The sequence below is a fragment of the Buttiauxella agrestis ATCC 33320 genome (assembly GCF_000735355.1).
Taxonomy (GTDB): domain Bacteria; phylum Pseudomonadota; class Gammaproteobacteria; order Enterobacterales; family Enterobacteriaceae; genus Buttiauxella; species Buttiauxella agrestis.
Window position 1 is genome coordinate 23280 of record NZ_JMPI01000033.1, and the last position, 26714, is coordinate 49993.

Here is a 26714-nt window from a genome sequence, read left to right on the forward strand (position 1 = left end):
TCCTTAAGCTATGCCCAATGCGAGAGTGCGCAGTGCGGCAAACAGCAGCAAAGCGAGCAGTGAAGCCAGCATCATGAGCGAAATGGTGCGGGGAATGTCTTCAAGCGCGATGCCGCGTTGCTCATCGCCAATCCAGGGTTTCTCTACCCGTTCGCCAAAATAGGTATTGGGACCGCCGAGCCGGATGCCTAACGCACCCGCGACCGTTGCCTCAGGCCAGGCGCAATTCGGGCTGCTGTGCTGATAGCGATCGCGCCAGCCGATACGAAATGCCTGGCGATGATTCGCGCCTAAGCAAAAGGCCGCGATGGCGAGAAGCAGCCAGCTCAGGCGGGCGGGAATAAAGTTGGCGGCATCGTCGAGTTTCGCGCTGACAAAACCGATGGCGCGGTATTTTTGCGTTTTGTAGCCCACCATCGAATCCAGGGTGTTGATCGCTTTGTAGGCCATGGCTAACGGTGCGCCGCCAATCATCAGGAAAAACAACGGCGCAATGACGCCATCGACGCTGTTTTCCGCCACGGTTTCCACTACAGCTCGGGTGATTTGCGGGCGTTCCAGTTGCGAGGTATCGCGCCCGACAATCCACGAGAGTTTTTCGCGACTCTGCTCAAGCGTGCCATTTTTCAGGGCGCGGTAGACCTCAAGCGCGGCATCGCTCAGGCAACGCGCAGCCAGCACGGTGTAAATCATCCACACTTCGACCAGCCAGCCCAGCCACGGATGCACGAGATTTGCGAGGTGCAATACCCCCCAACTCACGCCCCAGGTGATGCCAACCACCAACAGCCACAACACGCCGCCGCCGATTTTCAGTGCGCGGTCGCTTTTGCAGTATTGGCGGATGACACGCTGTAAACCGTTAATCAGATTGCCCATCCAGCGCACCGGATGCGGCCAGTTCTGTGGGTCGCCGAGCCAGTAATCCAGTAACCACGCAATACCCCATGCCAGTATCGTCATTGAGAGCGCCTCGCCAGTTTCAACCAGCGATTGAGCATTTCCGGGCGTTGCGCGAAATGCACATGCAGGTAGCTGGCGAAAGTGGCCTCGTGTTGGAAACCACCCTGCCAGCGCGAAATCGCCACGCCATCGCGCCATTTGCAGCAGTCGAGGGCCGCCGGTAATGGGCCGCTGAAATCGGAGTAGTGAAATTCGTGGCCGCGCAGGGTTTCGCCTTTGCTTGCCAGCAAGGTGTCTTGTCGTGCGGTGGCTTCGCAGTAGCCAAACCGGGTCAGGCGTTTACCCATCTGACTGTGGCCAGGCAATACGCCGCACATAGCGTGAGTTTCCCCCTCGCCGTCGGTCAACGATTCGCCCAGATACATCAACCCGCCGCATTCGGCGTACAGCGGAATGCGGCGTTGATGGGCTTGTTTGAGGGATTCATGCATTTTGAAATTTGCGGCGAGCGTGGCGGCATGCACTTCGGGATAACCGCCACCCAACCAGATCATCTGGCAATCGGGAACGGCGTTGTCATGAAGCGGGCTGAAACGCTGGATTTTCACTCCGGCCTGCTCGAGCATGTCGAGGTTATCCGGGTAATAAAAGTTAAAGGCTTCGTCTTCGGCCAGCGCGAGGGTTAATCCATCGGCTAAAGCCGCATCCGGTAAGGTCGGCGCTTTGCCCTCTGGCATTGAGTGAAGGCGCGATAACGCCAGCAGATGGTCGATGTTAACGGTTTCTTCGAGCTGTTTTGCGAGCTGTTGCCAGCGTTCGTCCTGAGGAAGGTTTTCTTGTGCCGGAACCAGGCCAAGATGGCGTGATGGCAATGCCACATCGGCCATGACCGGCACTCGCCCCAGCACGGGCAGACCGCAGTAACGGGTAATCACCTCGGCCAGCAACTGATAATGGCTATCACTATTGACGCGATTAAGGATGACGCCCGCGATGTTTAACGACGGGTCAAACCGCTGGAACCCCATAACCGTGGCGGCGATAGAGGTGGAGACTGCTTTGCCATCCACCAGCAAAATAACCGGGCAGCCGAGCTGCTTTGCCATTGCGGCGCTGCTGCAATAATTCGGGTCTGTGCCGTAGCCGTCATAAAGCCCCATCACGCCTTCGATAACCGCCACATCGGCCTGCTGCATTTGTTGGTTAAACAAACCATTGAGCGTGGAAGTAGGCAACATAAACGCATCGAGATTGCGCGAGGTCACGCCTGACACCGCACTGTGCCAGCCGCTATCGAGATAATCGGGGCCGATTTTGAAAGGTTGGACGCGCAGATGACGCGCCATTAAGGCGCGGAGCAGCCCAAGCGTGACGGTGGTTTTGCCACAGCCGCTGCTGGTGCCTGCAATGACGAATGCGTGTTTCGCTGCCCCTGCCATAGTTGCCTTATTACTTTCGGCAAAAAGCGGATGTCAGCACGTGCGTGCAGCCGGAAGCCGCACGCAACTGATGACAACTGACTTCCCACCGAAGGAGTTGTTTAAATTAAATGATTCGTCGGTCTTCTGGCTTAGCTTCATTCTCGCCCGCCCTTCCCAATCGTGAGATCAGTGGTTTCGCGGGTTCGTCGGCATCACAGCAGCGGGGGCTGCGGAGGAATTACACCTCCTTCCCAGCCATATTCACCCCAAATAAGAACGGGTAAAGACATGGCATAAACGAGTCAGTTGTATCGTGCATGACACTCAAACTATCATGCGCGTGAATATATAAAAGCTCGAACAGTGTAAAAGCTAATAGATAGCGAGTGTTGCGCTATAACAATTTTTATTGATTTTTTAAGGCTTGTGGCGAAGAAAACAAAATGAGATCCACGATGAAAGAGAGTTGCCACCGTTATGGCTGAAGCGCGCTGCCCGGCGTCATGCGGCGAATTCATTCAGGGTTGGATTGGCGGCAGCGAAAAGCTGGTTTCATGCCCTATCGACTGGTTTAGCACCGTTGAAGTCCGCGAAGGCGTGCAGTCTGGCGAAGAGCGGCCACGTATGCGCCAGATGCTGGAACAGGTGGTGGCATATTTCGGCTATCCCGCAGCATTAGCAAATAACCTGAGCACGGCTCTGGAGTCCACCATTCCAGTGGGTAAAGGTCTGGCGAGCAGCACCGCAGATATTGCCGCAACAGCCTTAGCAACCGCCCGGCATTTGGGTGAAACACTCAGCGAATCTACCCTTGCCGCTTTATGCGTAAACATTGAACCGACCGACAGCACGATTTTTGTCTTGCCGACGCTATTTTCCCATCTGAATGCACAGACTCAGTTTAGCTGCCAGCCCGCGCCAGCAATGGATATCCTGTTACTTGAAAGTGATACGACGATTCTGACTGAGGAATACCGTCGTCATCAGCGTGAATCTACATTAATCAGCAATGCCGCAGCGCTCGATGATGCGTGGCTTCGCTTGCAACAAAGTTGCGGGATGCAAGATCCTCGCTTACTGGGAGAAGCTGCCACGCAAAGCGCGATCGCCAGCCAGGCGTTGCTGGCAAAGCCGATGTTTTCGCAGCTGTTGGCGCTGGTCGAAGAGTTTGATTTATTCGGCGTGAACGTGGCGCACAGCGGAAGCGCTGTGGGGCTGATGCTGGATGTTCGCAAACATGATGCTGAGAAATTACGCTGGCAGATTAATCAGTTGGCTATTGATGTGTATTACCCGCGGCAACATCTGGTGAAGATGGTAGCAGGCGGCGTGCGTTGAACTCAGGCGAAAAAAAACCGCCATGAATGGCGGTTTCTAAAATTAACACTATTTACCCTAAATAGTTCGAATTGCATCAAGGCGGTAAGTGAACGCAGCCAACGCAGAGGCAACCCGAAGTACGACGGGTAAATTTAATCGGCCTTGATTTCGCCCATCACTTTCAATTTTTTGGAAATTTCACGACGCTCTTTAGACAGCTCAGCGTTTTTGATGATGTAGTCATCAACGCGGTCTTCGTAGTCGGTTTTCATGCTGGCGATGATGCCCTGAATAGCTTCGATGCTCATACCTGGCTTGATGTAATCGCTCAGGTTGTCCAGCAGCAGAACGCGTTTTGAATTATCACGGATCTTTTTCTGCACGTCCTGGATTTCACGTTGCAGTTTGTTTTTACGACGGAACAGACGCACAAACTCAAGCACGTCCTGGAAAGATGGTTTGGTTGGTTCCATTTTTATACCCCTGCTAATTTCATACTTGGATTCGTTAAAACAACGATTCATTAAGTTAACGGTCATACGCTTACCTTAAAGGTAGCGACGGCCGCTGACAATGTCATTCTTCAAGCTGCATGGTGATTAGCTGCAACCCGAACATACAGGCGATGGGTCTCTTTCGCTATCTTAACCTCAAATAGTGCTGAATCGAAACCAGCAATTCATATCAGACTAAGCAATTATTTGCGTAACGCGCGGCAGATCAACTGTGAGAGCAATTCCAGTTGACGGGCAAGCTCAAGGCTCAACCAAACGTAGCCATGAATTGGGGTTTCCTGAAGTTTCCCGTTCGGCCCCTCTTGCATCAGTTGGCGCAACTCACTAACGATTTCGGTTAGTTTTTCGTTATTGGCAGAAATCGGCGATGGGTTTCCGTCATGCAATGCCAGGGCAATTGCCGCGAGTGTACGTTGCGTCATCTGCTGTGTGTCACGCAGTGTGCGTGCGTTGATCATCAGGAAGTGGCTTTCACGGGACGCCCAGTAAGCGTTAATTTGCAGCTCGAGCGTGCACACCATGTTACGGCTGACGGTTTGAATCGCTTCTAAGATGGTTTTTTGAATGTGGGTTTCTTTGCTGCTCGGGCCAATCAAAGCACGCATTCTGACCACATCACTTAATACCTGGCGCAGATGCTTTTCCAGGTGCGGGCGTTCCACCAGGTTTGGAGAAAAACCAGCGTTGTAGACCCGACCAAAGGCCGTGACGAAATTCGCCATTTGAATACGCCAGTGGATAAACGCGCGCTGCGGGTAAATGCTGGTGAAGAGCATCGCCAGTAATGAACCGAAGATAACATCACCGCTGCGCCACATCGCGATTTCCATGTCGCCTGCGGGCGCTCCCACCACCACGGCAAGTGTGATACCAATCAGCAAAGCCTGATAGGGCCTTTTACCCAGGGCCAGATAGCCGCAGATAAACATCGCCAGCGCACACCACACCAACATCAAAGGCAGCGAAAAAAGCTCTAGCCTGAGCGCAACCAGGCCCATCGTTGCACCACAAATGGTGCCACCAATACGCTCAAACGCACGCGGGACAACGTTTCCCCAAAAGGAAATGGGCCCCATCACCACCACGAGGGTGATTAATGGCCATGTCCCTTCTGGCACTTTCAGAAGATGGACAATAAGAAAGGTGAGCACAAATGCCAGCGCGATACGGATACCGTGCACGACTCGGTAGTGGCGATAAACGCGGAGCTCAAACGGGCTTAATGATTTGTCGGGGCGCACACCCGGGTCTCCTGAAAAATAAAAACGGGATTGTACCTGTTTTTATTGAGGGGGCATCACAAAGTTAGGGGGCTTGCGCCCCCTTTAGCATCAGACTTGATCTGCCACGGGAATTTACCCGTTAGCATTTGAGTTGCAGGTAGGCGGCCAGGGAACTTATCCCGATGAGCTTACTCAAGTAAGTGATTGGGGTAAGTGAGTGCAGCCAACACCCCTGCAACTTAAAGGATGACGGGTATATACATATCTATTTCCCAGACTCCGCTCTCCGAACCATCATTAAGATAGTGTTCAAAGCAGGGTTTCGATGCCATTTGATAGCGGTTGTCAGCCAGCAGGCTGTCGAAGAACAGGTTCCACGGCTTGGCAAAATCACCGTCATCGACACGGGCACGCGCCACCGCATACTGCCCGGCTTCTATTTTGGTGGTGATAACGCCTTCACTGTTTTCAGGCACGGTGAAGTTTTCAGCCACCGATACTACGGTATCGCAGCGCAGCTTTTCCGCAGGCACAACGTCTGGGTTATCGTAATAAACCGCCAGCCACTCTTCGCCGACAATTTTGTGTGTTTTCACCCACAGTGAAAGCTGTTCAAACCCTTGATGAACCGTTTTTTCCCACGGCCCTACCATATGAAAACCAGCTACTTTCCGCTCATGCACTTGTTGTACGTTAAATTCCATATGACCTCCTGACTCGTTTAAAAACACTGTATATTTATACACCAATAAATTACAGGGAAACAATCCTTTGTCAGGGTAATGTGGTTACTTTGCGAGCACGATCGCTTTTTGCGAATCTTTCGCCTGTAGATCTTAGTACAGGCAAAAAAAAGGGCCGGCATAACTGCCGACCCCGTTTGCATCCTTCAATTAATTTACAGTTTGTGGCTCAGATAATCGCTGAAGCGTGACCATGCGCTGCCCTTTTTGACATCAGCCAGCGTCACCAGCGGCCAGTGCGCAATCAGTTTATCGCGGTCAAACAGTTCAATTTCACCAACACGCTGGTTAGCTGCGATAGGGGCTTCAAGCTCAGGCTTATCGAGGACATATTTAGCTTTAATATTAGGCACTTCAGATTTTGGCAGCGCCAGATAGACATCCTGATTGGTTCCGACTTCGACTTTCTTTTGATCACCGTACCAGATTGTCTCGGTGCCAATTTTCTTACCTTTATGCAGAACCTGAACGGTATCGAAATTATCCTGACCCCAGTGCAGTAATTTGCGCGCCTGATCTTCACGCCCTTTCGGGCTTTCAGCCCCCATCACCACAGCAATTAAACGGCGCTCGCCATCAACACTCGACGCAATAAGATTGAACCCGGCACTCGCGGTGTGACCGGTTTTCAGGCCATCGACATTCAAGCCTTTATCCCATAACAGCCCATTACGGTTCTGTTGTGTGATGCCATTCCAGGTCAGACTGCGCTCGCTATACATATGATAAAAATCAGGTTCGCCATGAATAATGGCGCGGGATAGCACGGCGAGATCGTAAGCGGAACTGTGCTGGCCCGGTGCATCCAGGCCGTGTACCGTTTCAAAATGGGTATCGCGCAGGCGTAATTGCTGCACGTATTTATTCATCATCGCCACAAATTGCGGCTGCCCGCCAGCAACGTAATCGGCTAGCGCGACACAAGCATCGTTCCCGGAGTCGATAATCAGCCCGCGACTCAGGTCATGAACGGTGAGTCGGTCGCCTTGTTTCAAAAACATCAGCGATGAACCGTCGAAAACCGGATTGCCTTTTGCCCAGGCATCTCTGCCCACTGTCACGATATCGTCAGCCTTGATGCGCCCGCTATCAATGGCGCGGTCCACCACATAGCCCGTCATCAATTTCGTCAGACTTGCCGGGTTGCGTCGCACATGTTCGTTTTCCGCAGCCAGAATTTGCCCGGTGGTGTAATCCATCAGCACCCAGGAACCCGCCTGAATTTGTGGAGGGGATGGCGGGTTAACAAAGATATCGTCGGCAAAAGCGGAGTGAGCAGATAATGACAGCAGAGAACAAACAGCAAACAGACGGATCTTCAACGATATACCCTCGGTAACAATAAATTCAGCCGCTTCTTTTACTGGAGTTTGCGATAATTTTCGCAATTAAATTGCAAAAATATATGAATAGATAGCATTGCGTACTCATCTTGAATATCTTCCGCAGTGGTGCAGGAGGCCTGCTAATGGTTTAACATGCACTGATGCAGTGACTGACCAACAAGTTTGAAACATGGAGCGAGTTTTAGTGGGATTTCAGTTTAATAACAATATGTTAAACAACACTCAAGGGCGGGAGTAAACCGTGGATAATACAACGCAACAACCGACCTTTCTCTTCCATGATTATGAGACTTTCGGCAAAAGTCCTTCGCTTGACCGCCCCGCGCAATTTGCAGCGATTCGGACAGATTCCGAGTTTAATGTCATTGGCGAGCCGGAAGTATTTTACTGCCAACCCGCTGATGACTATCTGCCTCAACCCGAAGCGGTGATGATTACCGGGATTACACCGCAGCACGCGCTGGCTCAGGGAGTCAACGAAGCCGATTTTGCCAAACGCATCCACAGTATTTTTACGCAGCCCAAGACCTGCGTGGTGGGCTACAACAATGTGCGCTTCGATGATGAAGTGACGCGTAATATTTTCTATCGTAATTTTTACGACCCGTATGGCTGGAGCTGGCAGAACGATAACTCGCGCTGGGATCTGCTTGATGTGATGCGCGCCTGTTATGCGTTGCGTCCTGAAGGGATTGTCTGGCCGGAAAACGACGATGGGCTGCCGAGTTTTCGTCTGGAGCATTTAACCAAAGCCAACGGAATTGAACATGCCAACGCGCACGATGCGATGTCCGATGTTTACGCCACTATCGCCATGGCGCAATTGGTTAAAACACGCCAGCCGCGTCTGTTCGAGTATCTCTATACTTATCGCTCCAAACACAAGCTCACCACGCTAATTGATATTCCGCAGATGAAACCGCTGGTGCATGTTTCGGGAATGTTCGGTGCATGGCGCGGCAATACCAGTTGGATTGCGCCACTGGCCTGGCATCCGGATAACCGTAATGCGGTGATCATGGTCGATTTGGCTGGAGATATTTCTCCGCTGCTGGAGCTGGATGCCGATGCATTGCGTGAGCGGTTGTATACGCCGAAAGCCGCGCTGGGTGATGCTGCCGCCGTGCCAATCAAACTGGTACATCTGAATAAATGCCCGGTGCTGGCGGTGGCGAATACCCTGCGTCCGGAAGATGCCGAGCGGTTAGGCATCGACCGTAAACGTTGCCTGGATAACCTGAAATTACTGCGGGAACACCCTGCCGTACGTGAAAAAGCGGTGGCTATTTTTGCTGAGGCCGAGCCTTTTGTGCCGTCAGATAATGTCGATGCTCAATTGTATAATGGTTTCTTCAGCGATGCCGATCGCGCGGCGATGCGCATTGTGCTGGAGACAGAGCCGCAAAATTTACCGGCGCTGGATATTACTTTTGCCGATAAACGCATTGAGAAATTGCTGTTTAACTATCGCGCCAGAAATTTCCCCGGCACGCTGGATGAAACTGAGCAGCAGCGCTGGTTAGAACATCGCCGTGAAGTGTTGTCTCAGGAAGCGCTGCAAGCCTATGCGCAAGAACTGGAAGCGCTGTACAACCTGCATGAAAGCGATAAAGAAAAGACGGCGTTGCTGAAAGCGTTGTTTGAGTATGCGCAGTTTTTGGTGGGATAACAAAAAGCAAAAAGGCCGCTTTCGCGGCCTTTTTTGTCTTCAGCTTTTACGCTAAATCTTCGTTGAATTGCGGAACCGGGTTACGGAAGCGACGTGTCACGAAGGCCAGATAGGTCAGGCCGATAGCCGCCCAAATCAGCCCCAGAATCATCGAGCTTTCTTCCAGGTTAATCCACAATGCACCCACTGTCAGCGCGCCACAGATTGGCAGCACCAGATAGTTGATGTGATCTTTGATGGACTTGTTACGGCCTTCGCGGATCCAGAACTGGGAAATGACTGACAGGTTCACGAAGGTAAACGCCACCAGCGCACCGAAGTTAATCAGCGCCGTTGCTGTAACCAGGTCAAACTTAACCGCGAACAGAGCAATGATTCCCACCAGCACAACGTTCAACGCCGGGGTACGCCATTTCGGATGAATGTAACCGAAGAAACGCTCCGGGAACACGCCGTCACGACCCATCACATACATCAGGCGAGAAACGCCCGCATGTGCCGCCATACCAGAAGCCAGAACCGTCACACAGGAGAAAATCAGGATGCCGAACTGGAAGGCTTTGCCTGCCACGAAGAGCATGATTTCTGGCTGTGATGCGTCCGGGTCATGGAAGCGAGAGATGTCCGGGAAGTACAGTTGCAGGAAGTAAGACACCACCACGAAGATCACGCCGCCAATAAGGGCAGTCAGGAAAATCGCTTTCGGAATGACTCGGCCTGCATCTTTCGTTTCTTCGGACAACGAGCTAATGCCGTCAAAGCCGAGGAACGAGAAGCACAGTATCGTCGCACCGGTGATCATCGGCACCACGTTTGCGTGTTCAGACCAGAATGGACGCGTGCTGGTTAACGTGCCGGCACCTTCGCCATTGGCTACGCCATAAATCACCAGACCCGTTATTACCACCATCACAACCATTTGCAGCACAACGATGAGGCTATTGAAGTTAGCCACGGTTTTGATGCCACGCAGGTTAGAGATGGTCATAAAGCCCACCAGCAGCACGACGAATATCCACGATGGGATCGACGGCACCAGGGCTTCAAAATAGATTTTTGCCAGCAGGATGTTGATCATCGGCATGAAGAGATAATCAAGCAGCGCCGACCAGCCCACCATAAAGCCGACCACCGGGTGGATAGCTTTTTGAGCGTAGGTATAGGCGGAACCCGCTGATGGGAAGCGGCGTACTAGCTTTCCATAACTTAACGCGGTAAACAAAATTGCCACAAGGGCAAACGCGTAAGCCGTAGCGACATGTCCGTCGGTAAGGCCAGATACAATCCCAAATGTATCGAACAAGGTCATAGGCTGCATATAAGCAAGGCCCATCATAACAACCGGAATGAGCGTTAGGCTCTTACGGAGTTCAACACGAGATTTTGCACCTGCGGTGACGTTAAGCGACATGGTCATTCCCCCAAACGGCGAATACCTGCGCAAAAGCAAAAAGCTGCCCCATCTGAATTTCCTCGGCGACACGACTGTCGTTTTTTAAAAGCTAGTATCTATCCGGTACGAAGCCCGGCCTCTTGGATTTTGGCGGATGCCTGTTTGACTACTGGAACTCAATGCAAAAAAATAACCGACGCGTTTAACGTCGGTTTTTTTGTTCTCATTTAGTGAGGCGCGTATTTTGCACTAATTCGAGGCATGATGACAAGATGTTGAGACCTTCATTAACAATTTCTTTTTCAGCAGTTAACGGAACGAGAAAACGAATCACATTGGCTCGCACTCCGCAAGAAAGCAGCACCAGTCCTTTTTTACCGGCTTCTTTGACAAGTTCTTGTGTTAACTCTTTATTTGGACGATGGCTGTCACGCTCTTCCACCAGTTCCATGGCAATCATTGCGCCATAACCACGGACATCGCCAATACAGTCAAATTGCTCGGCCATTTCGTGTAAACGACGGGTGATTTGCTCACCAATTTCTTGCGCGCGGGCATTGAGATTTTCCTTCTCAATGATATCAGTCACCGCCAGTGCGGCAGCAATCGCCACGGGTGAACCTGCATAAGTGCCGCCAAGCCCGCCCGGCATGGCTTTATCAAACAACGATTTCTTACCGACCAGCGCCGAAAGCGGGAAACCGCCCGCCAGGCTTTTCGCCATCGTGACTAAATCGGGTTCCACTTCACTGTGTTCAATCGCGAAGGTTTTACCGGTACGGCAAAAACCGCTCTGAATTTCGTCAGCAATTAATACGATGCCGTGTTTATCGCACAGCGCACGCAGTTGTTTCATAAAGGAAAGCGATGCGGCGTAGAAGCCCCCTTCCCCTTGTACCGGTTCAATAATAATGGCGGCGACTTCATCGGGTGACACATCGGCGGCAAAAATACCCGCCAGCGAGGCCAGCGCCTGAGTGTCGCTCACGCCAAGATATGCCGCTGGATAAGGCGCGTGATAAATACCTGCCGGGAAGGGACCGTAACCTTTTTTATACGGCTGAACTTTACCCGTTAACGCCATTCCCAGAAGGGTTCGGCCATGGAACGCACCACGAAACGCGATAATAGCCGAGCGCCCGGTGGCGATTCGCGCCACTTTAATCGCATTTTCAACGGCTTCAGCGCCAGTGGTGAGAAACAGGGTCTGGCACGGTTCGCTTATCGGCACCAGTGTATTCAGCCGTTCGGCAAGCTCGATATAATTGCCGTAAGGCGTGACCTGGAAACAAGGATGGGTAAATTTTTCAAGCTGTTGACGCACCGCATCAATCACTGCCGGATGGTTATGCCCGGTATTGAGCACCGCAATACCAGAAGCAAAATCAATATAGCGTTTGCCTTCAACATCCCAAATTTCGGCATTTTTCGCTTTTTCGATGTATACCGGCAACGCATTGCCGACTCCCTGAGGAACCGCCTGCTCACGCCGTGACTGCCATTGCTGATTGGTTTGCTTCATACAGACTCCTTGCGCACAAAAAAACTCTGCAAAACAACGCAGAGAAGAAAAATAAACGCGAAGACACTTTCAGAAGAAATAACGATCCACTATTAACCATAGATGTGACGACAGCGCCCTGCCACTCACCCATTTGTATTATTTTCCGTGGTGCCGTAGACCACGGCAATCTCCGGACTGCTAACTATCTGCTCGCGCCACCATTCGCTGGCAAGCCCGGCGGTTTGCTCGTTCCAGCCAATCCATACCGGAACAAACGGCACATGGGAAACCACCCGTTTTTCTACCAATACGCCACTTTCAATAAAGCGTTGCGCCATGTAACGCGGAACATAACCGCAGCCGATGCCGCTGATTTGCAGCTCGAGTTTAGTTTTGAAATCAAAAACAGTGATCGCATCCTGATCTTCGAGCAAATGCATCGAACGTGACGGTTCCAGACGGGAAGTGTCGCCGACGATCACCGCGCGACTGCGTTTCACTACACGGCGCGTTAGAGGTTCTTCAATCTCAGCCAGGGGATGATGCGGCGCGACGACAAACACGCTTTCGAGTTGCCCGAGCAAGGTAAAACCAAAACCGCTCAGTGACGGCGGGTCACTCATTGCGCCAACGATAATATCTGCCCGCCCTTCAGTGAGCGCTTCCCAGGAACCGCCGAGCACGCCATTGATAAATTTCAGGCGCGTCACGCTGTAACTTTTGTAGAACGCTTCAATTAGCGGCGTCAGCAGCGAAAACGGAAAAGAGTCATCCACACCAATCACCAGTTCGTTTTCCCAGCCCTGATGTAGCTTGATAGCCTGCTGTTCGAGTTCACGTACGGAATGCAGCACTTCGCGGCCTTTTTCCAGCAGAAGCTGACCCGTTCGCGTAAAACGTGCACGGTGCCCTGAACGGTCGAGGATTTGAATGTTGAGATCGTTTTCGAGTTTTTGAACGGTGTAACTGAGCGCGGAAGGCGTTTTGAAGAGCTTTGTTGCCGCCGCAGCAAAGCTCCCTTCTTTATCGAGGGTATCGAGAATTATCAATACATCCAGCAGTGGTTTCATACTCGTTCCCTTCGGTCACGAGCAATGCCCCACAGCGGTTACTGCATGGGCATTACCAGCGGGTTTGGATACTGATATTCAAACCCAAGTTCATTGCAAATACGGCTGCCATCCACCAGCTTACCGTGGCCATTTTGCCCTTCCGTTCTGAACACTGGCGCATCAAGGTTCATCTGGCGCGCCATTTGAGTGTAGAACTCAGCACGCGATGGGTGATCTGGCGCACATAAATTATAGATGTGTCCGCCCTTTGGAGCCTGCAACAACAGCGTAATAGCTGAAATAACATCTTCGAGATGCACGAGGTTGACGCCATGCGTGCCGTTTTGCACATCCACTTTCCCTGCCAGGAAGCGCCCAGGATGGCGCTCCGGCCCGACCAGGCCTGCCAGTCGCAGAATATCGACCGAGGTTCCCGGCAAATCATGCAGCCAGGTTTCAAGTTCTTTAAGCACACGACCACTGGCGGTCACCGGTTCAAGTGGCGAGGTTTCTTTCACGGTGCTTTCGGTCTCACCGTAAACCGACGTGGAGCTGGTAAAAATGATGCGCGGAATATCATGTGCTAACGCGCTATCAACAATTTCCTGAACCGCTTGCAGATAAAAATCGTCGCCCTCACCGGTGCGGCGAGCAGGCAGCGTTATGACCAAAGCATCCGCATCAAGCAACGCGTCGAGATCGTCGCTATCGCAAATCAGTTCGGGCGTGAGTTGCAATTGATAACTGTCAATTCCGCACATTCTTGCGGCTTCGACACCATCAAGGGTGGTTTTACTTCCTGTCACTTGCCAGCCCCGCGCTGACAATGACATCGCCAGCGGCATTCCCAACCAGCCTAACCCGACAATCGCAACCTTTTTCATTTCCTGTCTCCTGGAATGCAGCATATTTCTCTGCGGTTCTTTTTCGCCCTGCTTTTAGGCTACGCCACGTTAGCGGAACTGACAATTACTGCGGCTAAACAGAATATTAATCCCGGATGAAAAAAGCCCTTGCGCTGAACGCTGCATCTGGTTTACGTTAAAAGCACATCATGAATAAACATTCATACGAGAATTTTATGACACGCGTTCAAAATACTACCCACCATCATCACCATCATCCTGACTAGTCTTTCAGGCGATGTGTGCTGGAAGATGAAAAAATCTTCCACTGGTGCATGAACGAGTCAATAAGCCCCCGGAAGATTTCTTCCGGGGGCTTTTTTTTGGACGTCAGACAAGAATTTATCAGGAGAGATTGCACATGTTAGACAACAACCGTTTACGCATAGCTATTCAGAAATCAGGCCGTTTGAGCGATGACTCACGCGAATTGCTCGCTCGCTGTGGCATAAAAATCAACCTGCACACTCAGCGCCTGATTGCGCTGGCAGAAAATATGCCAATCGACATTTTGCGTGTCCGTGATGACGATATCCCTGGGCTGATTATGGACGGCGTGGTGGATTTGGGCATTATTGGCGAGAACGTGCTGGAAGAAGAGTTGCTGACTCGCCGCGCTCAGGGCGAAGATCCTCGTTATTACACGCTGCGTCGTTTAGATTTCGGCGATTGTCGTTTCTCGCTGGCGATTTCTGTTGATGAGCCGTGGGATGGCCCGGCATGCCTCAACAACAAACGTATCGCCACCTCTTACCCTCACCTGTTAAAGCGCTACCTTGATGGCAAAGGTGTGCAGTTCAAATCTTGCTTGTTGAACGGTTCCGTTGAAGTTGCCCCGCGTGCCGGTCTGGCTGATGCGATTTGTGACCTGGTTTCTACCGGTGCAACACTTGAAGCCAACGGCCTGCGTGAAGTTGAAGTGATTTACCGTTCCAAAGCGTGCCTGATTCAGCGCGATGGCGAAATGCCAGAAGCTAAACAACAGCTTATCGACAAACTGATGACTCGTATTCAGGGCGTGATTCAGGCGCGTGAATCGAAATACATCATGTTGCATGCGCCAAGTGAACGTCTGGACGAGATTATCTCTCTGCTGCCAGGCGCTGAACGCCCAACTATTCTGCCGCTCGCGGGCGACCAGCAGCGTGTAGCGATGCATATGGTGAGCAGTGAAACGCTGTTCTGGGAAACCATGGAAAAACTGAAAGCGCTGGGTGCCAGTTCAATTCTGGTGTTACCAATTGAGAAAATGATGGAGTAACACCATGGCAAACTTCAATACGTTGATTGACTGGAATGAATGCGATGCGGCGGCACAAAATGCACTGCTGACGCGCCCGGCGATTTCGGCATCCGAGAGCATTACCCGCACGGTCGCGGACATCATGAATAATGTGAAAGCCAACGGTGATGCGGCTCTGCGTGAGTACAGCGCAAAGTTTGATAAAACTGAAGTGCAGCAACTCAGAGTCAGTGAGCAGGAAATTTCCGCGGCGGTAGCGCGTCTGGGTTCAGAAATTAAAGACGCGATGGCCGTCGCCGTGGCGAATATCGAGAAATTCCACGTCGCGCAACAGCTCGCTCCGGTGGATATCGAAACCATGCCAGGCGTGCGGTGCCAGCAGGTGACTCGCCCGGTGGCATCCGTTGGCTTATATATTCCTGGCGGTTCAGCACCGCTATTTTCAACCGTATTGATGCTTGCCACGCCCGCGCGGATTGCGGGTTGTAAAAAAGTGGTGTTGTGTTCACCACCGCCAATTGCCGATGAAATTTTGTATGCCGCGCAACTTTGTGGCGTGCAGGAAGTGTTTCAGGTAGGCGGTGCGCAGGCAATCGCCGCGCTGGCACTGGGTACCGAAAGCATCCCGAAAGTGGATAAAATTTTTGGGCCAGGCAACGCTTTTGTGACCGAAGCGAAACGCCAGGTCAGCCAGCGTCTTGATGGCGCGGCAATTGACATGCCTGCTGGCCCGTCTGAAGTCTTAGTGATCGCCGACAGCGGCGCGACGCCTGACTTCGTGGCATCCGACCTGCTTTCTCAAGCTGAACACGGCCCGGACTCACAGGTGATTTTGCTGACGCCAGATGCGCAGATGGCGCAAGCCGTTGCCGAAGCCGTTGAACGCCAGCTTGCCGCACTTCCGCGTGCTGAAACCGCTCGCAAAGCGCTGGAAAGCAGCCGCCTGATTGTGGCCCGTGATTTAGAGCAATGCATTGAGATTTCCAACCAGTACGGCCCGGAGCACCTGATTATTCAGACGCGTGACGCCCGCGACTTGGTGGATAGCATCACCAGCGCCGGTTCGGTGTTCCTCGGTGACTGGTCACCGGAATCCGCTGGCGACTACGCTTCCGGGACTAACCACGTACTGCCCACGTACGGATATACCTCGACCTGCTCAAGCCTTGGACTGGCTGATTTCCAGAAACGCATGACGGTTCAGGAACTCTCGCCGCAAGGTTTCGCAAGCCTTGCTAAAACCATTGAAACGCTGGCCGCCGCCGAGCTGCTGGATGCCCACAAAAACGCCGTTACCCTGCGCGTTGCAGCGCTGAAGGAGATGCAATGAGCATTGAAGAGTTAGCCCGTGAGAACGTTCGCGCCCTGACCCCTTACCAGTCGGCTCGCCGCCTGGGTGGCAATGGTGATGTGTGGCTGAACGCCAACGAATACCCGATCGCAGTTGAATTTGAATTAACGCAGCAGACGCTGAACCGTTACCCGGAATGCCAGCCAAAACTGGTCATCGAACGTTACGCCGAATATGCAGGCGTGAAACCTGAGCAAGTGCTGGTCAGCCGTGGCGCAGACGAAGGTATCGAACTGTTGATTCGCGCATTCTGCGAACCGGGCAAAGATGCGGTTCTCTACTGCCCGCCGACATACGGCATGTACAGCGTGAGCAGCGAAGCCTTTAACGTTGAGTGCCGCACCGTCCCTACACTTGCAGACTGGCAGCTTGATTTACCGGCCATTGCTGAGAATATTGAAGGCGTAAAAGTCATTTATGTTTGCAGCCCGAATAACCCGACGGGGCAGTTAATCAATCCGCAAGATTTCCGCGTGCTGCTGGAAATGGCTCGCGGTAAAGCCTTAGTGGTTGCGGACGAAGCCTATATCGAGTTTTGCCCACAGGCGACGCTCGCTGGCTGGTTGAATGAGTATCCGCACCTTGTGGTGCTGCGCACGCTTTCCAAAGCCTTTGCGCTGGCTGGCCTGCGTTGTGGTTTTACTCTGGCCAATGAAGAAGTGATTAACTTGCTGATGAAAGTCATCGCCCCTTACCCGCTTTCTACGCCAGTTGCGGATATCGCCGCTCAGGCGTTAAGCCCGCAGGGTATCAATGCGATGCGCGAGCGGGTGGCCGAAATTTTAGTCAATCGCCAATATCTGATCGCGGCATTACACGACGTGGCCTGCGTTGAGCAAGTTTTCGACTCTGAAACCAACTATGTGCTGGCGCGCATCACCGCTTCCAGTGCGGTATTTAAATCGCTGTGGGATCAGGGCATTATCCTACGTGACCAAAATAAACAACCATCGTTAAGCGGCTGCCTGCGGATTACCGTCGGCACCCGTACCGAGTGCGAGCGCACCATTGCTGCGCTGCGTGAACAACCCGGCCTGACGGCCACGGAGGGCGTGTGAGCCAGAAAATTCTTTTTATCGACCGTGACGGCACTTTAATTTCCGAGCCTCCTTCAGATTTCCAGGTGGATCGCATGGACAAACTGGCGTTTGAGCCTGCGGTGATCCCCGCCCTGCTGCAATTGCAAAAAGCAGGCTACAAGCTGGTGATGATCACCAATCAGGACGGTTTAGGGACGGATAGCTTCCCGCAGGCGGATTTCGAGGGCCCGCACAACCTGATGATGCAGGTGTTTAGCTCGCAGGGTGTGAGCTTCGATGACGTGCTGATTTGCCCGCATCTTCCCGCCGACAACTGCGAGTGCCGCAAGCCAAAACTGGCGATGGTGAAAGGCTACCTGGAAGAAGGTGTGCTGGATAAACCTAACAGCTACGTGATTGGCGACCGCGCGACGGACATTGAACTGGCCGAGAACATGGGCATTCAGGGACTGCGTTACCACGGTGAAACGCTGAACTGGTCTGCCATCAGCGACCAACTGACCAAACGTGACCGTTACGCGCACGTGGAACGCGCCACGAAAGAAACGCAAATCGACGTGCAGGTCTGGCTTGACCGCGAAGGCGGCAGCAAAATTAACACCGGCGTGGGTTTCTTCGACCACATGCTGGACCAGATTGCCACCCACGGCGGCTTCCGTATGGATATCAGCGTGAAAGGCGATCTTTATATCGACGATCACCACACCGTTGAAGACACCGGCCTGGCACTGGGCGAAGCGCTGAAAATCGCCCTGGGCGACAAACGCGGCATTACGCGCTTTGGCTTTACATTGCCGATGGACGAATGCCTGGCGCGCTGCGCGCTGGATATTTCTGGCCGCCCGCACCTTGAATATAAGGCCGAGTACAACTTCCAGCGCGTCGGCGATTTAAGCACTGAAATGGTCGAACACTTCTTCCGTTCGCTCTCTTACACCATGGGCGTGACGCTGCACCTGAAAACCAAAGGCAAAAACGACCATCACCGTGTCGAAAGCCTGTTTAAAGTCTTTGGTCGCACATTGCGCCAGGCGATTCGCGTCGAAGGTGACACGCTGCCCTCCTCGAAAGGAGTGTTGTAATGAACGTGGTGATTCTGGACACAGGATGCGCCAACCTGCACTCGGTGAAAGCGGCGATTGGGCGCCATGGCTATGAGCCGTTGGTGAGCCGCGACCCGGATGTGGTGTTGCGTGCCGATAAACTGTTTTTGCCCGGCGTGGGAACCGCGCAGGCGGCGATGGACCAGATTCGTGAGCGCGAGCTTATCGAACTGATTAAAGCCTGTACCCAGCCGGTGCTCGGCATTTGCCTCGGGATGCAACTTTTGGCCTCTCGCAGTGATGAAAGCAATGGCATCGACATGCTCGGCATCATCGACGAACCGGTGTTGAAAATGACCGACCACGGTTTGCCTTTGCCACATATGGGCTGGAACCGCGTCTATCCCAAAGCGGGCGACCGCCTGTTCCGTGGCATTGACGACGGCGATTATTTTTACTTTGTGCACAGCTACGCGATGCCCGTTTGCGCGAACACTATCGCGCAGGCCAGTTACGGTGAAGCGTTCACCGCCGCCGTACAAAAAGATAACTTCTTCGGCGTGCAATTCCACCCGGAGCGCTCGGGTGCCGCAGGCGCAAAATTACTGAAAAACTTCCTGGAGATGTAAGCACCATGATTATTCCGGCTCTCGATTTAATTGATGGCACAGTGGTGCGCCTCCACCAGGGGGATTACGGCCAACAGCGCGATTACGGCAATGACCCGCTCCCACGTCTGCAAGATTACGAAGCGCAAGGCGCACAAGTGCTGCATCTGGTGGATTTAACCGGCGCGAAAGACCCGGCAAAACGCCAGATCCCGCTGATTAAAACGCTGGTTGCAGGCGTGAAAGTACCTGTGCAAGTGGGCGGTGGTGTGCGCACCGAAGAAGATGTTGCGGCATTACTTGAAGCGGGCGTGGCCCGCGTTGTGGTTGGCTCAACGGCGGTGAAATCACCCGAGATTGTGAAAGGCTGGTTTACCCGTTTTGGTGCCGATGCGTTAGTGCTGGCGCTCGATGTACGCATCGACGAACAAGGCAATAAACAGGTCGCGGTGAGCGGCTGGCAAGAGAACTCTGGCGTATCGCTCGAAGAACTGGTGGAAATGTATCTGCCGGTCGGACTCAAACACGTGCTGTGCACCGATATTTCTCGCGATGGCACGCTGGCGGGTTCAAACGTTTCACTTTATGAAGAAGTGTGCGCGCGTTATCCGCAGGTGGCATTCCAGTCTTCCGGGGGTATTGGTGGGCTTGATGATATCGCGGCGCTGCGTGGAACGGGCGTTCAGGGCGTGATTGTCGGGCGGGCATTACTGGAAGGGAAATTCAACGTAACGGAGGCGATTTCATGCTGGCAAAACGGATAATTCCTTGCCTGGACGTACGCGACGGGCAAGTCGTAAAAGGTGTGCAATTTCGCAACCATGAAATCATCGGCGACATCGTGCCACTCGCGCAACGTTACGCTGCCGAAGGTGCTGACGAACTGGTGTTTTACGATATCACCGCCTCCAGCGATGGCCGCGTGGTTGATAAAAGCTGGGTGTCACGCGTGGCGGAAGTCATCGATATTCCTTTCTGCGTGGCGGGCGGCATTAAGTCGATTGAAGATGCGGCGCAGATTTTGTCTTTCGGCGCGGATAAAATCTCTATCAACTCCCCTGCTCTGGCAGACCCGGAGCTGATTACTCGCCTGGCGGAACGTTTTGGCGTGCAATGTATTGTGGTGGGAATTGATACCTGGTTTGATAGTGAAACCGGGAAATATCACGTCAATCAATATACCGGCGATGAAAGTCGCACGCGCGTAACGCAGTGGGAAACCGTTGACTGGGTGCAGGAAGTGCAAAAGCGCGGTGCCGGGGAAATCGTACTTAACATGATGAACCAGGACGGAGTGCGCAATGGCTACGACCTGGAACAGTTAAAGAAAGTACGAGAAGTATGCCACGTTCCGCTGATTGCTTCTGGTGGCGCGGGAACCATGGAACACTTCCTCGAAGCCTTCCGCGATGCAGACGTCGACGGCGCGCTGGCGGCATCCGTATTCCATAAACAAATTATTAATATTGGCGAGCTGAAGTTGTACCTGGCTCAGCAAGGCGTGGAGATAAGAGTGTGCTAACACAAGAGCAGCAAAACCAACTGGACTGGGAAAAAACCGACGGATTGATGCCGGTGATTATTCAACACGCGAAATCTGGTGAAGTGCTGATGCTGGGATATATGAACCCGCAGGCGCTGGCGCAAACTATCGAAAGCGGAAAAGTCACTTTCTTCTCGCGCACTAAACAACGTTTGTGGACCAAAGGCGAAACCTCAGGCAACTTCCTCAATGTCGTGAAAATCGCGCCTGATTGCGATAACGACACGCTTCTGGTGCTGGTGAATCCTATCGGCCCGACCTGCCACCTCGGCACCTCAAGCTGCTTTGGCGAAACGCATCACGACTGGCACTTCTTGTATCAGCTAGAGGAACTGTTGGCATCGCGCAAAACTGCCGATCCGGAGAGCTCATACACCGCCAAGTTGTATGCGAGTGGCACTAAACGCATCGCGCAGAAAGTCGGTGAAGAAGGTGTTGAAACCGCGCTGGCGGCGACAGTGAATGACCGCTTTGAGTTGAAGAATGAAGCATCGGATTTGGTTTATCACTTGCTGGTGCTGTTGCAGGATCAGGAGCTGGATTTGAGCGCGGTGATTGAGAATTTGCGGGAAAGGCATAGGTAGTTTTTCGGAATTAAAAAAGGCCGCGATTGCGGCCTTTTCTTTTGATATCGCGACAACGCTATACAACAGGTTTGTAATTGCGTAACGCGTTACGACCAAGAACGACACCTGAGCCAAGAATCAGCCCGACTAACGCTCCGAGGACTAACGTCAGACCCTTTTTAGGACTGTCACGGCGAATCGGTAAACTTGGTTTCATCACATAGCGGAAGGCATACGTTGTTTCTGGTTTAGATTTCAATGCGTTAATAGCTAACAAGGTTTGGCGCGCATTGAAATAAGACTCATCCAACGGCAATGGACGCGTCGCTTCATTCTTAATGGTAGCTGAAAGCGCATCGCTACCCAGAACGAACAAAGTATCTTCAGACAAAGTTTCCGCCTGCTGAACCAGGGTATTCTTGATATTGGATTGCTGCGCAACGATCAATGCCTGATTCAAAATCTCCAGACGCTTGTCTTTCTTCTCTTGAGCGATTTTCTCTTTAGTCGCCAAATCTACATTCAGATCCTCGACTTTAGAGTTGATGCTTGTTTTCAAGTCATCGTCCAGTTCAGTGACAACCCGTTTATTGATCTGCTGAATATAAGTAGTGAGTGTTTTTTGCGCTTCTGCCGCACTCGTAGAGACATAACTTACTTTCAGTGGCACTGGTTGACCTTTAACTGACTCTTCGATAGTCAGTTTTTCAGGTTTTTCCTGATTGTCTAACTGCTCAGATAAAGCTGAAATGGCAGAGTTGAAGCGGCCAAAGAAACGATTTTGTATGTCAACAATCGTTGGAGCGCCAGGGCCATACAAAACATTCATGCCATTATTGTAGTTCGCTATCTGCCCTGAATCAGGAAGCGTAACGATAGCTTCAGAGGTCCATTTCTCTTTAGCGACGAATAGATAGATAACAGCAAGAATGATAGCAAGAACAGCAAAAGCGATGATGGTGACTTTACCGTTCCACAACTGAACAATGACATCAATTAAATCAATAGATTCCTGAGTGCTGCCCGTGTGGTTTTTCACCATGTTATGGTTATCTGGATTCATGTTTACCTTAGGAGAATTAGTTCACAAAATGCGATAGCCCCGCCAGGTAAGTATAATCGGATAAATGGGAAATTACCTGAGGGTAAAGGAAAATTTTTGTCAGATTAACCCGAAAATAACATTTTAAAATACATTATTTAATACCACTAACGGTTTTCAAACTTAACTGTTCAATAAACAACCAGAAAATTTTCCAACAAATTTAATTTAAGCGATTTTTCTAATAAATACTTTATATGACTTGATGAAGAATAGTTTATTAAAACTCATGAATTAAAACGCTCAGCGCTTTGGAGTCGGTCCTCTCTCGTATTGGTATAAATAATGCCTTCGACAAGTTCGGTATGAAAAATGAGCGAATCAGCAGGAGACGAAATTATGAAAATTCATACTACGATTAAAAGTAAAGCCAGTGGGGAATACACTCCACTGGCTTTAAGCTATATTTAACTTAGAGAACAGTAATTACTTTTCCATCCACTCAGTATGGAACACGCCTTCTTTATCAGTACGCTTATAGGTATGCGCACCAAAGTAGTCGCGCTGCGCCTGGATCAGGTTAGCAGGCAAAACTGCTGAACGGTAGCTGTCGTAGTAAGAGATAGCAGCAGAGAAGGTTGGCGTTGGGATACCATTCTGCACAGCATAAGAAACCACATCACGCAGAGCTTGTTGGTATTCGTCAGCAATTTTCTTGAAGTATGGTGCCAGCAGCAAGTTTGCAATAGCAGGGTTCTCTGCATACGCATCCGTGATTTTCTGCAGGAACTGAGCGCGGATAATGCAACCTGCGCGGAAAATTTTAGCAATCTCACCGTAGTTGAGATCCCAATTATTCTCTTCAGATGCTGCACGCAGCTGGGAGAAACCTTGTGCGTAAGAAACAATCTTGCCCAGATACAATGCACGACGCACTTTTTCGGCAAAATCAGTTTTATTGCCAGCAAATGGTTTAGCCTGCGGGCCACTCAGCACTTTAGAAGCCGCTACACGTTGTTCTTTCAAAGAAGAGATATAACGTGCGAATACAGATTCGGTGATCAGAGACAGTGGTTCACCCAGATCCAGCGAGCTTTGACTAGTCCACTTGCCTGTACCTTTGTTTGCTGCTTCATCAAGAATCACATCAACCAGATAGTGACCATCTTCATCTTTTTTGGTGAAGATGTCTTTGGTGATATCGATCAGGTAGCTGCTTAACTCACCTTTGTTCCAGTCGGTGAAGGTTGTTGCCAACTCTTCGTTCGACAGGTTCAGGCCATTTTTGAGCAGTGAATAGGCTTCAGCGATTAGCTGCATGTCGCCATATTCGATACCGTTGTGAACCATTTTCACATAGTGACCAGCACCATCAGCACCAATATAGGTAACGCATGGTTCGCCATCTTCAGCAACAGCAGCGATTTGCTTCAGAATTGGGGCAACCAGTTCGTAAGCTTCTTTCTGACCGCCAGGCATGATAGAAGGACCTTTCAATGCGCCCTCTTCACCACCAGAAACACCGGTACCGATAAAGTTGAAACCTTCCGCAGAAAGTTCACGGTTACGACGGATGGTATCGTGGTAGAAGGTATTGCCACCATCGATAAGAATGTCACCCTTATCAAGATAAGGCTTCAAAGAATCAATGGTTTTGTCCGTGGCTTCGCCTGCCTTAACCATTAATAAAATGCGACGAGGAGTTTCCAGAGATTCGACGAACTCTTGCACCGTATAGTAAGGAACCAGCTTCTTGCCCGGGTTCTCTGCGATGACTTCTTCAGTTTTATCGCCAGAACGGTTGAACACGGAAACGGTATAGCCACGGCTTTCGATGTTCAGCGCCAGGTTGCGCCCCATCACTGCCATACCAACGACGCCGATTTGTTGTTTGGACATTACAAACTCCTGTCTTTTGGAAGGTTACTACGACTTCAACGCCGTACTAATGTTGTCTTGATGTTAACTCAGGTTCTTTCATGAAGGTAGAGTTTGATTACAAATCACAGAACTTATATGCTTGTTGGCATATTAAAATGTCATTTATTAATCAACCACTAATGTTATAGAATTCTTTAATATAAAGATTCTCCGGTAGCTCTTTGACATTATACTCAGGATATTTCCCTGAAGATGTTTGATAATAGGAATCACCTACTGCAGACATATTAGAAAATTGACTGCTACAATATTTATCTAATAGTGAGCATCCTAAAAAATAGTTTGGCTCATTATTAACACCTAGCAATTGTAATATTGTCGGTGTTAATGACAAACTGTTATAAGCATGTGCATCAATTTTTTGATGAGTAATATTTGCACCATGAAGAATCAAAGGAATTTGATCTACGAAGTAATCCGCATTAATTCCAAAGGATTTTTTAAACTCAGGCGTTGGGAAAGTTGAATGATCTGAAGTAATTATTAACAACGTGTTTTTATAAAAACCACTCTTATCAAAAAAATTAATGAAATTACCAAGCTGAGCATCATAATTAAAAAATTTATTATAATATGGATTTTTCCCATCATTATACTTCAGGTCAGGACTATCTCTACCGTGATGAGTTCCAGAAGGATAGACTCCGATGAAAAAAGGTTGTTGTTTCTGGTCCAACAAAAGTTTTCTCAATGCTGCAAATGTCTGCTTATCAGTCATGCGATCATCTTGATATCCATCGAAATCACCCATCCCATACACCTGCGTGAAAGACATGCTTTTAAGCATGGTATTTAGAGTGCTATGTTTTTCCGTTGAGGCTAAAAAGTATGTTCGATAACCATACCTATTAAGTATTTCAGGAAGTGATACAAGTCGCTTTTGGTAGATAGAAGTTACTTTTTCGTTTGAAATTTGTGCAAACCCGTCTTGTTGGGAATTATTACCATCTTTGTATTGATATGCAGAAGTTAGCTGGCCTCTCAAACCCCTAAAAGTTGCGGCAGTGTGATTATAATAGTTTTCAAAAACTATAGAAGAATCATAAAGAGCATCTATATTTGGTGTAATATTCAGTTGTTGATTATTAACCTTATCAATAATTGATGATGACATTCCTTCAGTAAATATCACAATGACATTTTTAGTGTCCTTATTAAGGAGGGAGGTAATCGGCCCTTCATTCCAGACACTTGCTTTTAAGTATTTTTTCGCGTATTCCGGGTAATTGTAATCAGGTTTGTACGTGATTTGTGAATAATAGGAAGAGATTGTATTGGCAATTGCATGCAATGGCACCGGCAACATAATTATTATAACGGCAATTATTGATGCACCCAATATTTTAATTGATTTTTTTCTAGGTTTTGATTTAACCATGCGGATAAACAAAGAAGAAAAAACAAACGCAAATACTATAAATGATAATTTAGCTATAGCATTGATACCTAATGCTGAATACTCACTAGCATTGGATAATGTCAGCGGGAGAATATAATAACCACTAGAATATACTGATGCGACTTGCACACCTAACAAAGCGTTATAAGTAAACCAAATAACACCTTTGAATTTCAGATTAGATGACAGGATGAAAAAATATATTATTGAGCTTTCCAAATAAATCCAAAACAGAAGATCCAATCTTCCACTTAAGGACACTAAGACTCCCGACAAAATAAAAACTATAACAAGCGGAAATAAATTAGAAAAATATCTCATATTCATGCTAGGATAACCAAAATGAATTTCAATACAAATGCCTTAAGCAAACATTTACTTATACTCTGCGTTTTCATCTATTACTCATCCACTGGACTTACACATATACATCAAAAACATTATGCTGTTCTTTATATTTCTTGCACTAGAGAGATAGAACATCTTATGACACTCTCAATGCTGAAGTGATATACAATATATCAATATTGCACAGAACATTGATTTGAGTTTATTGACGTAAAATTCGCAGAATAATCTCTGTTTGATGTTCCATCAAATTTACGTCACCATGCGATTCCACATTCAGACGCACCACCGGCTCGGTGTTTGAGCTGCGCAGGTTAAAGCGCCAGTCGGCAAACGCCATGCTCACGCCGTCCGTGTTATCGATCTCTTCCGCGTGCGGCGCAAAGTGCTGCTGTACGCGTTCAATGGCGACTGTCGGGTCCGCCAGCTTGCTGTTGATTTCCCCGCTCGCCGGCCACGCCGCCATGCGGTCACACACCAGTTCGCCCAGGGTTTTGCCTTTCAGGCACAGCAGTTCCGTCACCAGCAGCCACGGGATCATCCCGCTGTCGCAGTAGGCAAAATCGCGGAAATAGTGGTGGGCGCTCATTTCCCCA

General features: G+C 50.3%; 25 protein-coding genes, 1 pseudogene, 1 riboswitch and 1 other annotated feature. Of the genes and pseudogenes, 11 read left to right on the forward strand and 15 right to left on the reverse strand.

Features of this window, described 5'->3' with window-relative positions; all coding sequences use genetic code 11:
* Positions 1 to 3 precede the first annotated feature (3 nt).
* Both cbiB and GBAG_RS12605 read right to left on the reverse strand, forming a co-directional pair.
* Positions 4 to 963 (reverse strand): adenosylcobinamide-phosphate synthase CbiB, encoded by a 960-nt coding sequence (gene cbiB / locus GBAG_RS12600; protein WP_034496509.1) that lies wholly within the window; start codon positions 961 to 963, stop codon positions 4 to 6.
* Complete coding sequence (locus tag GBAG_RS12605; protein WP_034496510.1) at positions 960 to 2342, reverse strand: cobyrinic acid a,c-diamide synthase CobB; 1383 nt, start codon at positions 2340 to 2342, stop codon at positions 960 to 962. The genes cbiB and GBAG_RS12605 overlap by 4 nt, the downstream gene beginning before the upstream one ends.
* A gap of 99 nt (positions 2343 to 2441) precedes the next feature.
* Positions 2442 to 2621: riboswitch (cobalamin riboswitch) on the reverse strand.
* A gap of 180 nt (positions 2622 to 2801) precedes the next feature.
* Here GBAG_RS12605 and GBAG_RS12610 point away from each other — a divergent pair.
* Positions 2802 to 3662, forward strand: a complete 861-nt coding sequence (locus GBAG_RS12610; RefSeq protein ID WP_034496512.1) for a GHMP family kinase ATP-binding protein — start codon at positions 2802 to 2804, stop codon at positions 3660 to 3662.
* Positions 3663 to 3796: 134 nt separating this feature from the next.
* On the opposite strand, the gene GBAG_RS12615 is transcribed toward GBAG_RS12610, so the two are convergent.
* From GBAG_RS12615 to dacD, 4 genes are all read right to left on the reverse strand, one after another.
* Positions 3797 to 4117 (reverse strand): DUF496 family protein, encoded by a 321-nt coding sequence (locus GBAG_RS12615; protein ID WP_034496514.1) that lies wholly within the window; start codon positions 4115 to 4117, stop codon positions 3797 to 3799.
* A 224-nt stretch (positions 4118 to 4341) separates the two neighbouring features.
* A complete protein-coding gene (locus GBAG_RS12620) occupies positions 4342 to 5400 on the reverse strand; it encodes an FUSC family protein (RefSeq protein WP_034496515.1) in 1059 nt (352 codons plus the stop codon).
* Positions 5401 to 5621: 221 nt separating this feature from the next.
* Positions 5622 to 6086 carry a DNA gyrase inhibitor SbmC gene (sbmC, locus tag GBAG_RS12625; RefSeq protein WP_034496516.1) on the reverse strand — a complete coding sequence of 155 codons (465 nt, stop codon included), beginning with the start codon at positions 6084 to 6086 and terminating at the stop codon, positions 5622 to 5624.
* 194 nt (positions 6087 to 6280) lie between these two features.
* Positions 6281 to 7447, reverse strand: a complete 1167-nt coding sequence (gene dacD, locus GBAG_RS12630; protein ID WP_034496517.1) for a serine-type D-Ala-D-Ala carboxypeptidase DacD — start codon at positions 7445 to 7447, stop codon at positions 6281 to 6283.
* 265 nt (positions 7448 to 7712) lie between these two features.
* Here dacD and sbcB point away from each other — a divergent pair, with 265 nt between their 5' ends.
* Positions 7713 to 9140, forward strand: a complete 1428-nt coding sequence (gene sbcB, locus GBAG_RS12635) for an exodeoxyribonuclease I (protein ID WP_034496518.1) — start codon at positions 7713 to 7715, stop codon at positions 9138 to 9140.
* Positions 9141 to 9186: 46 nt separating this feature from the next.
* Here sbcB and GBAG_RS12640 read toward each other — a convergent pair whose 3' ends face one another.
* The 5 genes from GBAG_RS12640 to GBAG_RS12655 all read right to left on the reverse strand — a co-directional run bounded on the left by GBAG_RS12640 (position 9187) and on the right by GBAG_RS12655 (position 13973).
* On the reverse strand, positions 9187 to 10551 hold the full coding sequence (locus GBAG_RS12640; protein ID WP_034496566.1) for an APC family permease: 1365 nt from the start codon (positions 10549 to 10551) through the stop codon (positions 9187 to 9189).
* Positions 10541 to 10603, reverse strand: a complete 63-nt coding sequence (gene yoeI / locus GBAG_RS23265) for a membrane protein YoeI (protein WP_115631794.1) — start codon at positions 10601 to 10603, stop codon at positions 10541 to 10543. The genes GBAG_RS12640 and yoeI overlap by 11 nt, the downstream gene beginning before the upstream one ends.
* Positions 10604 to 10756: 153 nt before the next feature.
* The gene (gene gabT, locus GBAG_RS12645) at positions 10757 to 12055 is read right to left on the reverse strand and encodes a 4-aminobutyrate--2-oxoglutarate transaminase (RefSeq protein ID WP_034496521.1); all 1299 of its coding nucleotides are present in this window, start codon (positions 12053 to 12055) and stop codon (positions 10757 to 10759) included.
* A gap of 125 nt (positions 12056 to 12180) precedes the next feature.
* Complete coding sequence (locus tag GBAG_RS12650) at positions 12181 to 13107, reverse strand: LysR substrate-binding domain-containing protein (protein WP_034496523.1); 927 nt, start codon at positions 13105 to 13107, stop codon at positions 12181 to 12183.
* Between the two features lie 38 nt (positions 13108 to 13145).
* A complete protein-coding gene (locus GBAG_RS12655; RefSeq protein ID WP_034496526.1) occupies positions 13146 to 13973 on the reverse strand; it encodes an SDR family oxidoreductase in 828 nt (275 codons plus the stop codon).
* A 197-nt stretch (positions 13974 to 14170) separates the two neighbouring features.
* Between GBAG_RS12655 and hisL the strand changes: the two genes are divergently transcribed.
* The 9 genes from hisL to hisIE all read left to right on the forward strand — a co-directional run bounded on the left by hisL (position 14171) and on the right by hisIE (position 21406).
* Entirely contained in the window at positions 14171 to 14221 is a 51-nt protein-coding gene (gene hisL / locus GBAG_RS22770; protein ID WP_197969191.1) for a his operon leader peptide, read from the forward strand.
* Positions 14197 to 14319, forward strand: a sequence feature (His leader region). Its footprint overlaps the gene before it by 25 nt.
* A 36-nt stretch (positions 14320 to 14355) precedes the next feature.
* A complete protein-coding gene (gene hisG / locus GBAG_RS12660) occupies positions 14356 to 15255 on the forward strand; it encodes an ATP phosphoribosyltransferase (protein ID WP_034496529.1) in 900 nt (299 codons plus the stop codon).
* Positions 15256 to 15259: 4 nt separating this feature from the next.
* Complete coding sequence (gene hisD, locus GBAG_RS12665) at positions 15260 to 16567, forward strand: histidinol dehydrogenase (RefSeq protein WP_034496532.1); 1308 nt, start codon at positions 15260 to 15262, stop codon at positions 16565 to 16567.
* On the forward strand, positions 16564 to 17646 hold the full coding sequence (gene hisC, locus GBAG_RS12670) for a histidinol-phosphate transaminase (RefSeq protein WP_034496535.1): 1083 nt from the start codon (positions 16564 to 16566) through the stop codon (positions 17644 to 17646). The genes hisD and hisC overlap by 4 nt, the downstream gene beginning before the upstream one ends.
* A complete protein-coding gene (gene hisB, locus GBAG_RS12675) occupies positions 17643 to 18710 on the forward strand; it encodes a bifunctional histidinol-phosphatase/imidazoleglycerol-phosphate dehydratase HisB (RefSeq protein WP_034496537.1) in 1068 nt (355 codons plus the stop codon). The genes hisC and hisB overlap by 4 nt, the downstream gene beginning before the upstream one ends.
* Positions 18710 to 19300: an imidazole glycerol phosphate synthase subunit HisH gene (hisH, locus tag GBAG_RS12680; protein WP_034496540.1), complete on the forward strand. Its 591-nt coding sequence runs from the start codon at positions 18710 to 18712 to the stop codon at positions 19298 to 19300. Before hisB ends, hisH begins: the two co-directional genes overlap by 1 nt.
* Positions 19301 to 19305: 5 nt before the next feature.
* A complete protein-coding gene (gene hisA, locus GBAG_RS12685; protein ID WP_034496542.1) occupies positions 19306 to 20043 on the forward strand; it encodes a 1-(5-phosphoribosyl)-5-[(5-phosphoribosylamino)methylideneamino]imidazole-4-carboxamide isomerase in 738 nt (245 codons plus the stop codon).
* Entirely contained in the window at positions 20025 to 20801 is a 777-nt protein-coding gene (gene hisF, locus GBAG_RS12690) for an imidazole glycerol phosphate synthase subunit HisF (RefSeq protein ID WP_034496545.1), read from the forward strand. The genes hisA and hisF overlap by 19 nt, the downstream gene beginning before the upstream one ends.
* The gene (gene hisIE / locus GBAG_RS12695) at positions 20795 to 21406 is read left to right on the forward strand and encodes a bifunctional phosphoribosyl-AMP cyclohydrolase/phosphoribosyl-ATP diphosphatase HisIE (protein ID WP_034496548.1); all 612 of its coding nucleotides are present in this window, start codon (positions 20795 to 20797) and stop codon (positions 21404 to 21406) included. Before hisF ends, hisIE begins: the two co-directional genes overlap by 7 nt.
* A 58-nt stretch (positions 21407 to 21464) precedes the next feature.
* Here the strand turns inward: hisIE and wzzB are convergent, their stop codons facing one another.
* From wzzB to GBAG_RS12715, 4 genes and pseudogenes are all read right to left on the reverse strand, one after another.
* A complete protein-coding gene (gene wzzB / locus GBAG_RS12700) occupies positions 21465 to 22451 on the reverse strand; it encodes an LPS O-antigen chain length determinant protein WzzB (protein ID WP_034496551.1) in 987 nt (328 codons plus the stop codon).
* A gap of 465 nt (positions 22452 to 22916) precedes the next feature.
* Positions 22917 to 24329 (reverse strand): NADP-dependent phosphogluconate dehydrogenase, encoded by a 1413-nt coding sequence (gndA, locus tag GBAG_RS12705; protein ID WP_034496554.1) that lies wholly within the window; start codon positions 24327 to 24329, stop codon positions 22917 to 22919.
* 151 nt (positions 24330 to 24480) lie between these two features.
* Positions 24481 to 26031, reverse strand: coding sequence for an LTA synthase family protein (locus GBAG_RS12710; protein ID WP_246864878.1), 1551 nt, complete (start codon positions 26029 to 26031; stop codon positions 24481 to 24483).
* 289 nt (positions 26032 to 26320) lie between these two features.
* Positions 26321 to 26714, reverse strand: a pseudogene (locus GBAG_RS12715) (phosphomannomutase CpsG); the annotation flags it as partial.

Bases quoted from the DNA above. Each gene is read 5' to 3' on its own strand.
- hisC (WP_034496535.1), top strand. From the start codon at position 16,564: ATGAGCATTGAAGAGTTAGCCCGTGAGAACGTTCGCGCCCTGACCCCT.
- GBAG_RS12605 (WP_034496510.1), bottom strand. From the start codon at position 2,342: ATGGCAGGGGCAGCGAAACACGCATTCGTCATTGCAGGCACCAGCAGC.
- GBAG_RS12655 (WP_034496526.1), bottom strand. From the start codon at position 13,973: ATGAAAAAGGTTGCGATTGTCGGGTTAGGCTGGTTGGGAATGCCGCTG.
- gndA (WP_034496554.1), bottom strand. From the start codon at position 24,329: ATGTCCAAACAACAAATCGGCGTCGTTGGTATGGCAGTGATGGGGCGC.
- cbiB (WP_034496509.1), bottom strand. From the start codon at position 963: ATGACGATACTGGCATGGGGTATTGCGTGGTTACTGGATTACTGGCTC.
- GBAG_RS12610 (WP_034496512.1), top strand. From the start codon at position 2,802: ATGGCTGAAGCGCGCTGCCCGGCGTCATGCGGCGAATTCATTCAGGGT.
- hisD (WP_034496532.1), top strand. From the start codon at position 15,260: ATGGCAAACTTCAATACGTTGATTGACTGGAATGAATGCGATGCGGCG.
- sbmC (WP_034496516.1), bottom strand. From the start codon at position 6,086: ATGGAATTTAACGTACAACAAGTGCATGAGCGGAAAGTAGCTGGTTTT.
- gabT (WP_034496521.1), bottom strand. From the start codon at position 12,055: ATGAAGCAAACCAATCAGCAATGGCAGTCACGGCGTGAGCAGGCGGTT.
- hisF (WP_034496545.1), top strand. From the start codon at position 20,025: ATGCTGGCAAAACGGATAATTCCTTGCCTGGACGTACGCGACGGGCAA.
- GBAG_RS12640 (WP_034496566.1), bottom strand. From the start codon at position 10,551: ATGTCGCTTAACGTCACCGCAGGTGCAAAATCTCGTGTTGAACTCCGT.
- hisH (WP_034496540.1), top strand. From the start codon at position 18,710: ATGAACGTGGTGATTCTGGACACAGGATGCGCCAACCTGCACTCGGTG.
- GBAG_RS12615 (WP_034496514.1), bottom strand. From the start codon at position 4,117: ATGGAACCAACCAAACCATCTTTCCAGGACGTGCTTGAGTTTGTGCGT.
- GBAG_RS12650 (WP_034496523.1), bottom strand. From the start codon at position 13,107: ATGAAACCACTGCTGGATGTATTGATAATTCTCGATACCCTCGATAAA.
- hisG (WP_034496529.1), top strand. From the start codon at position 14,356: ATGTTAGACAACAACCGTTTACGCATAGCTATTCAGAAATCAGGCCGT.
- wzzB (WP_034496551.1), bottom strand. From the start codon at position 22,451: ATGAATCCAGATAACCATAACATGGTGAAAAACCACACGGGCAGCACT.
- hisA (WP_034496542.1), top strand. From the start codon at position 19,306: ATGATTATTCCGGCTCTCGATTTAATTGATGGCACAGTGGTGCGCCTC.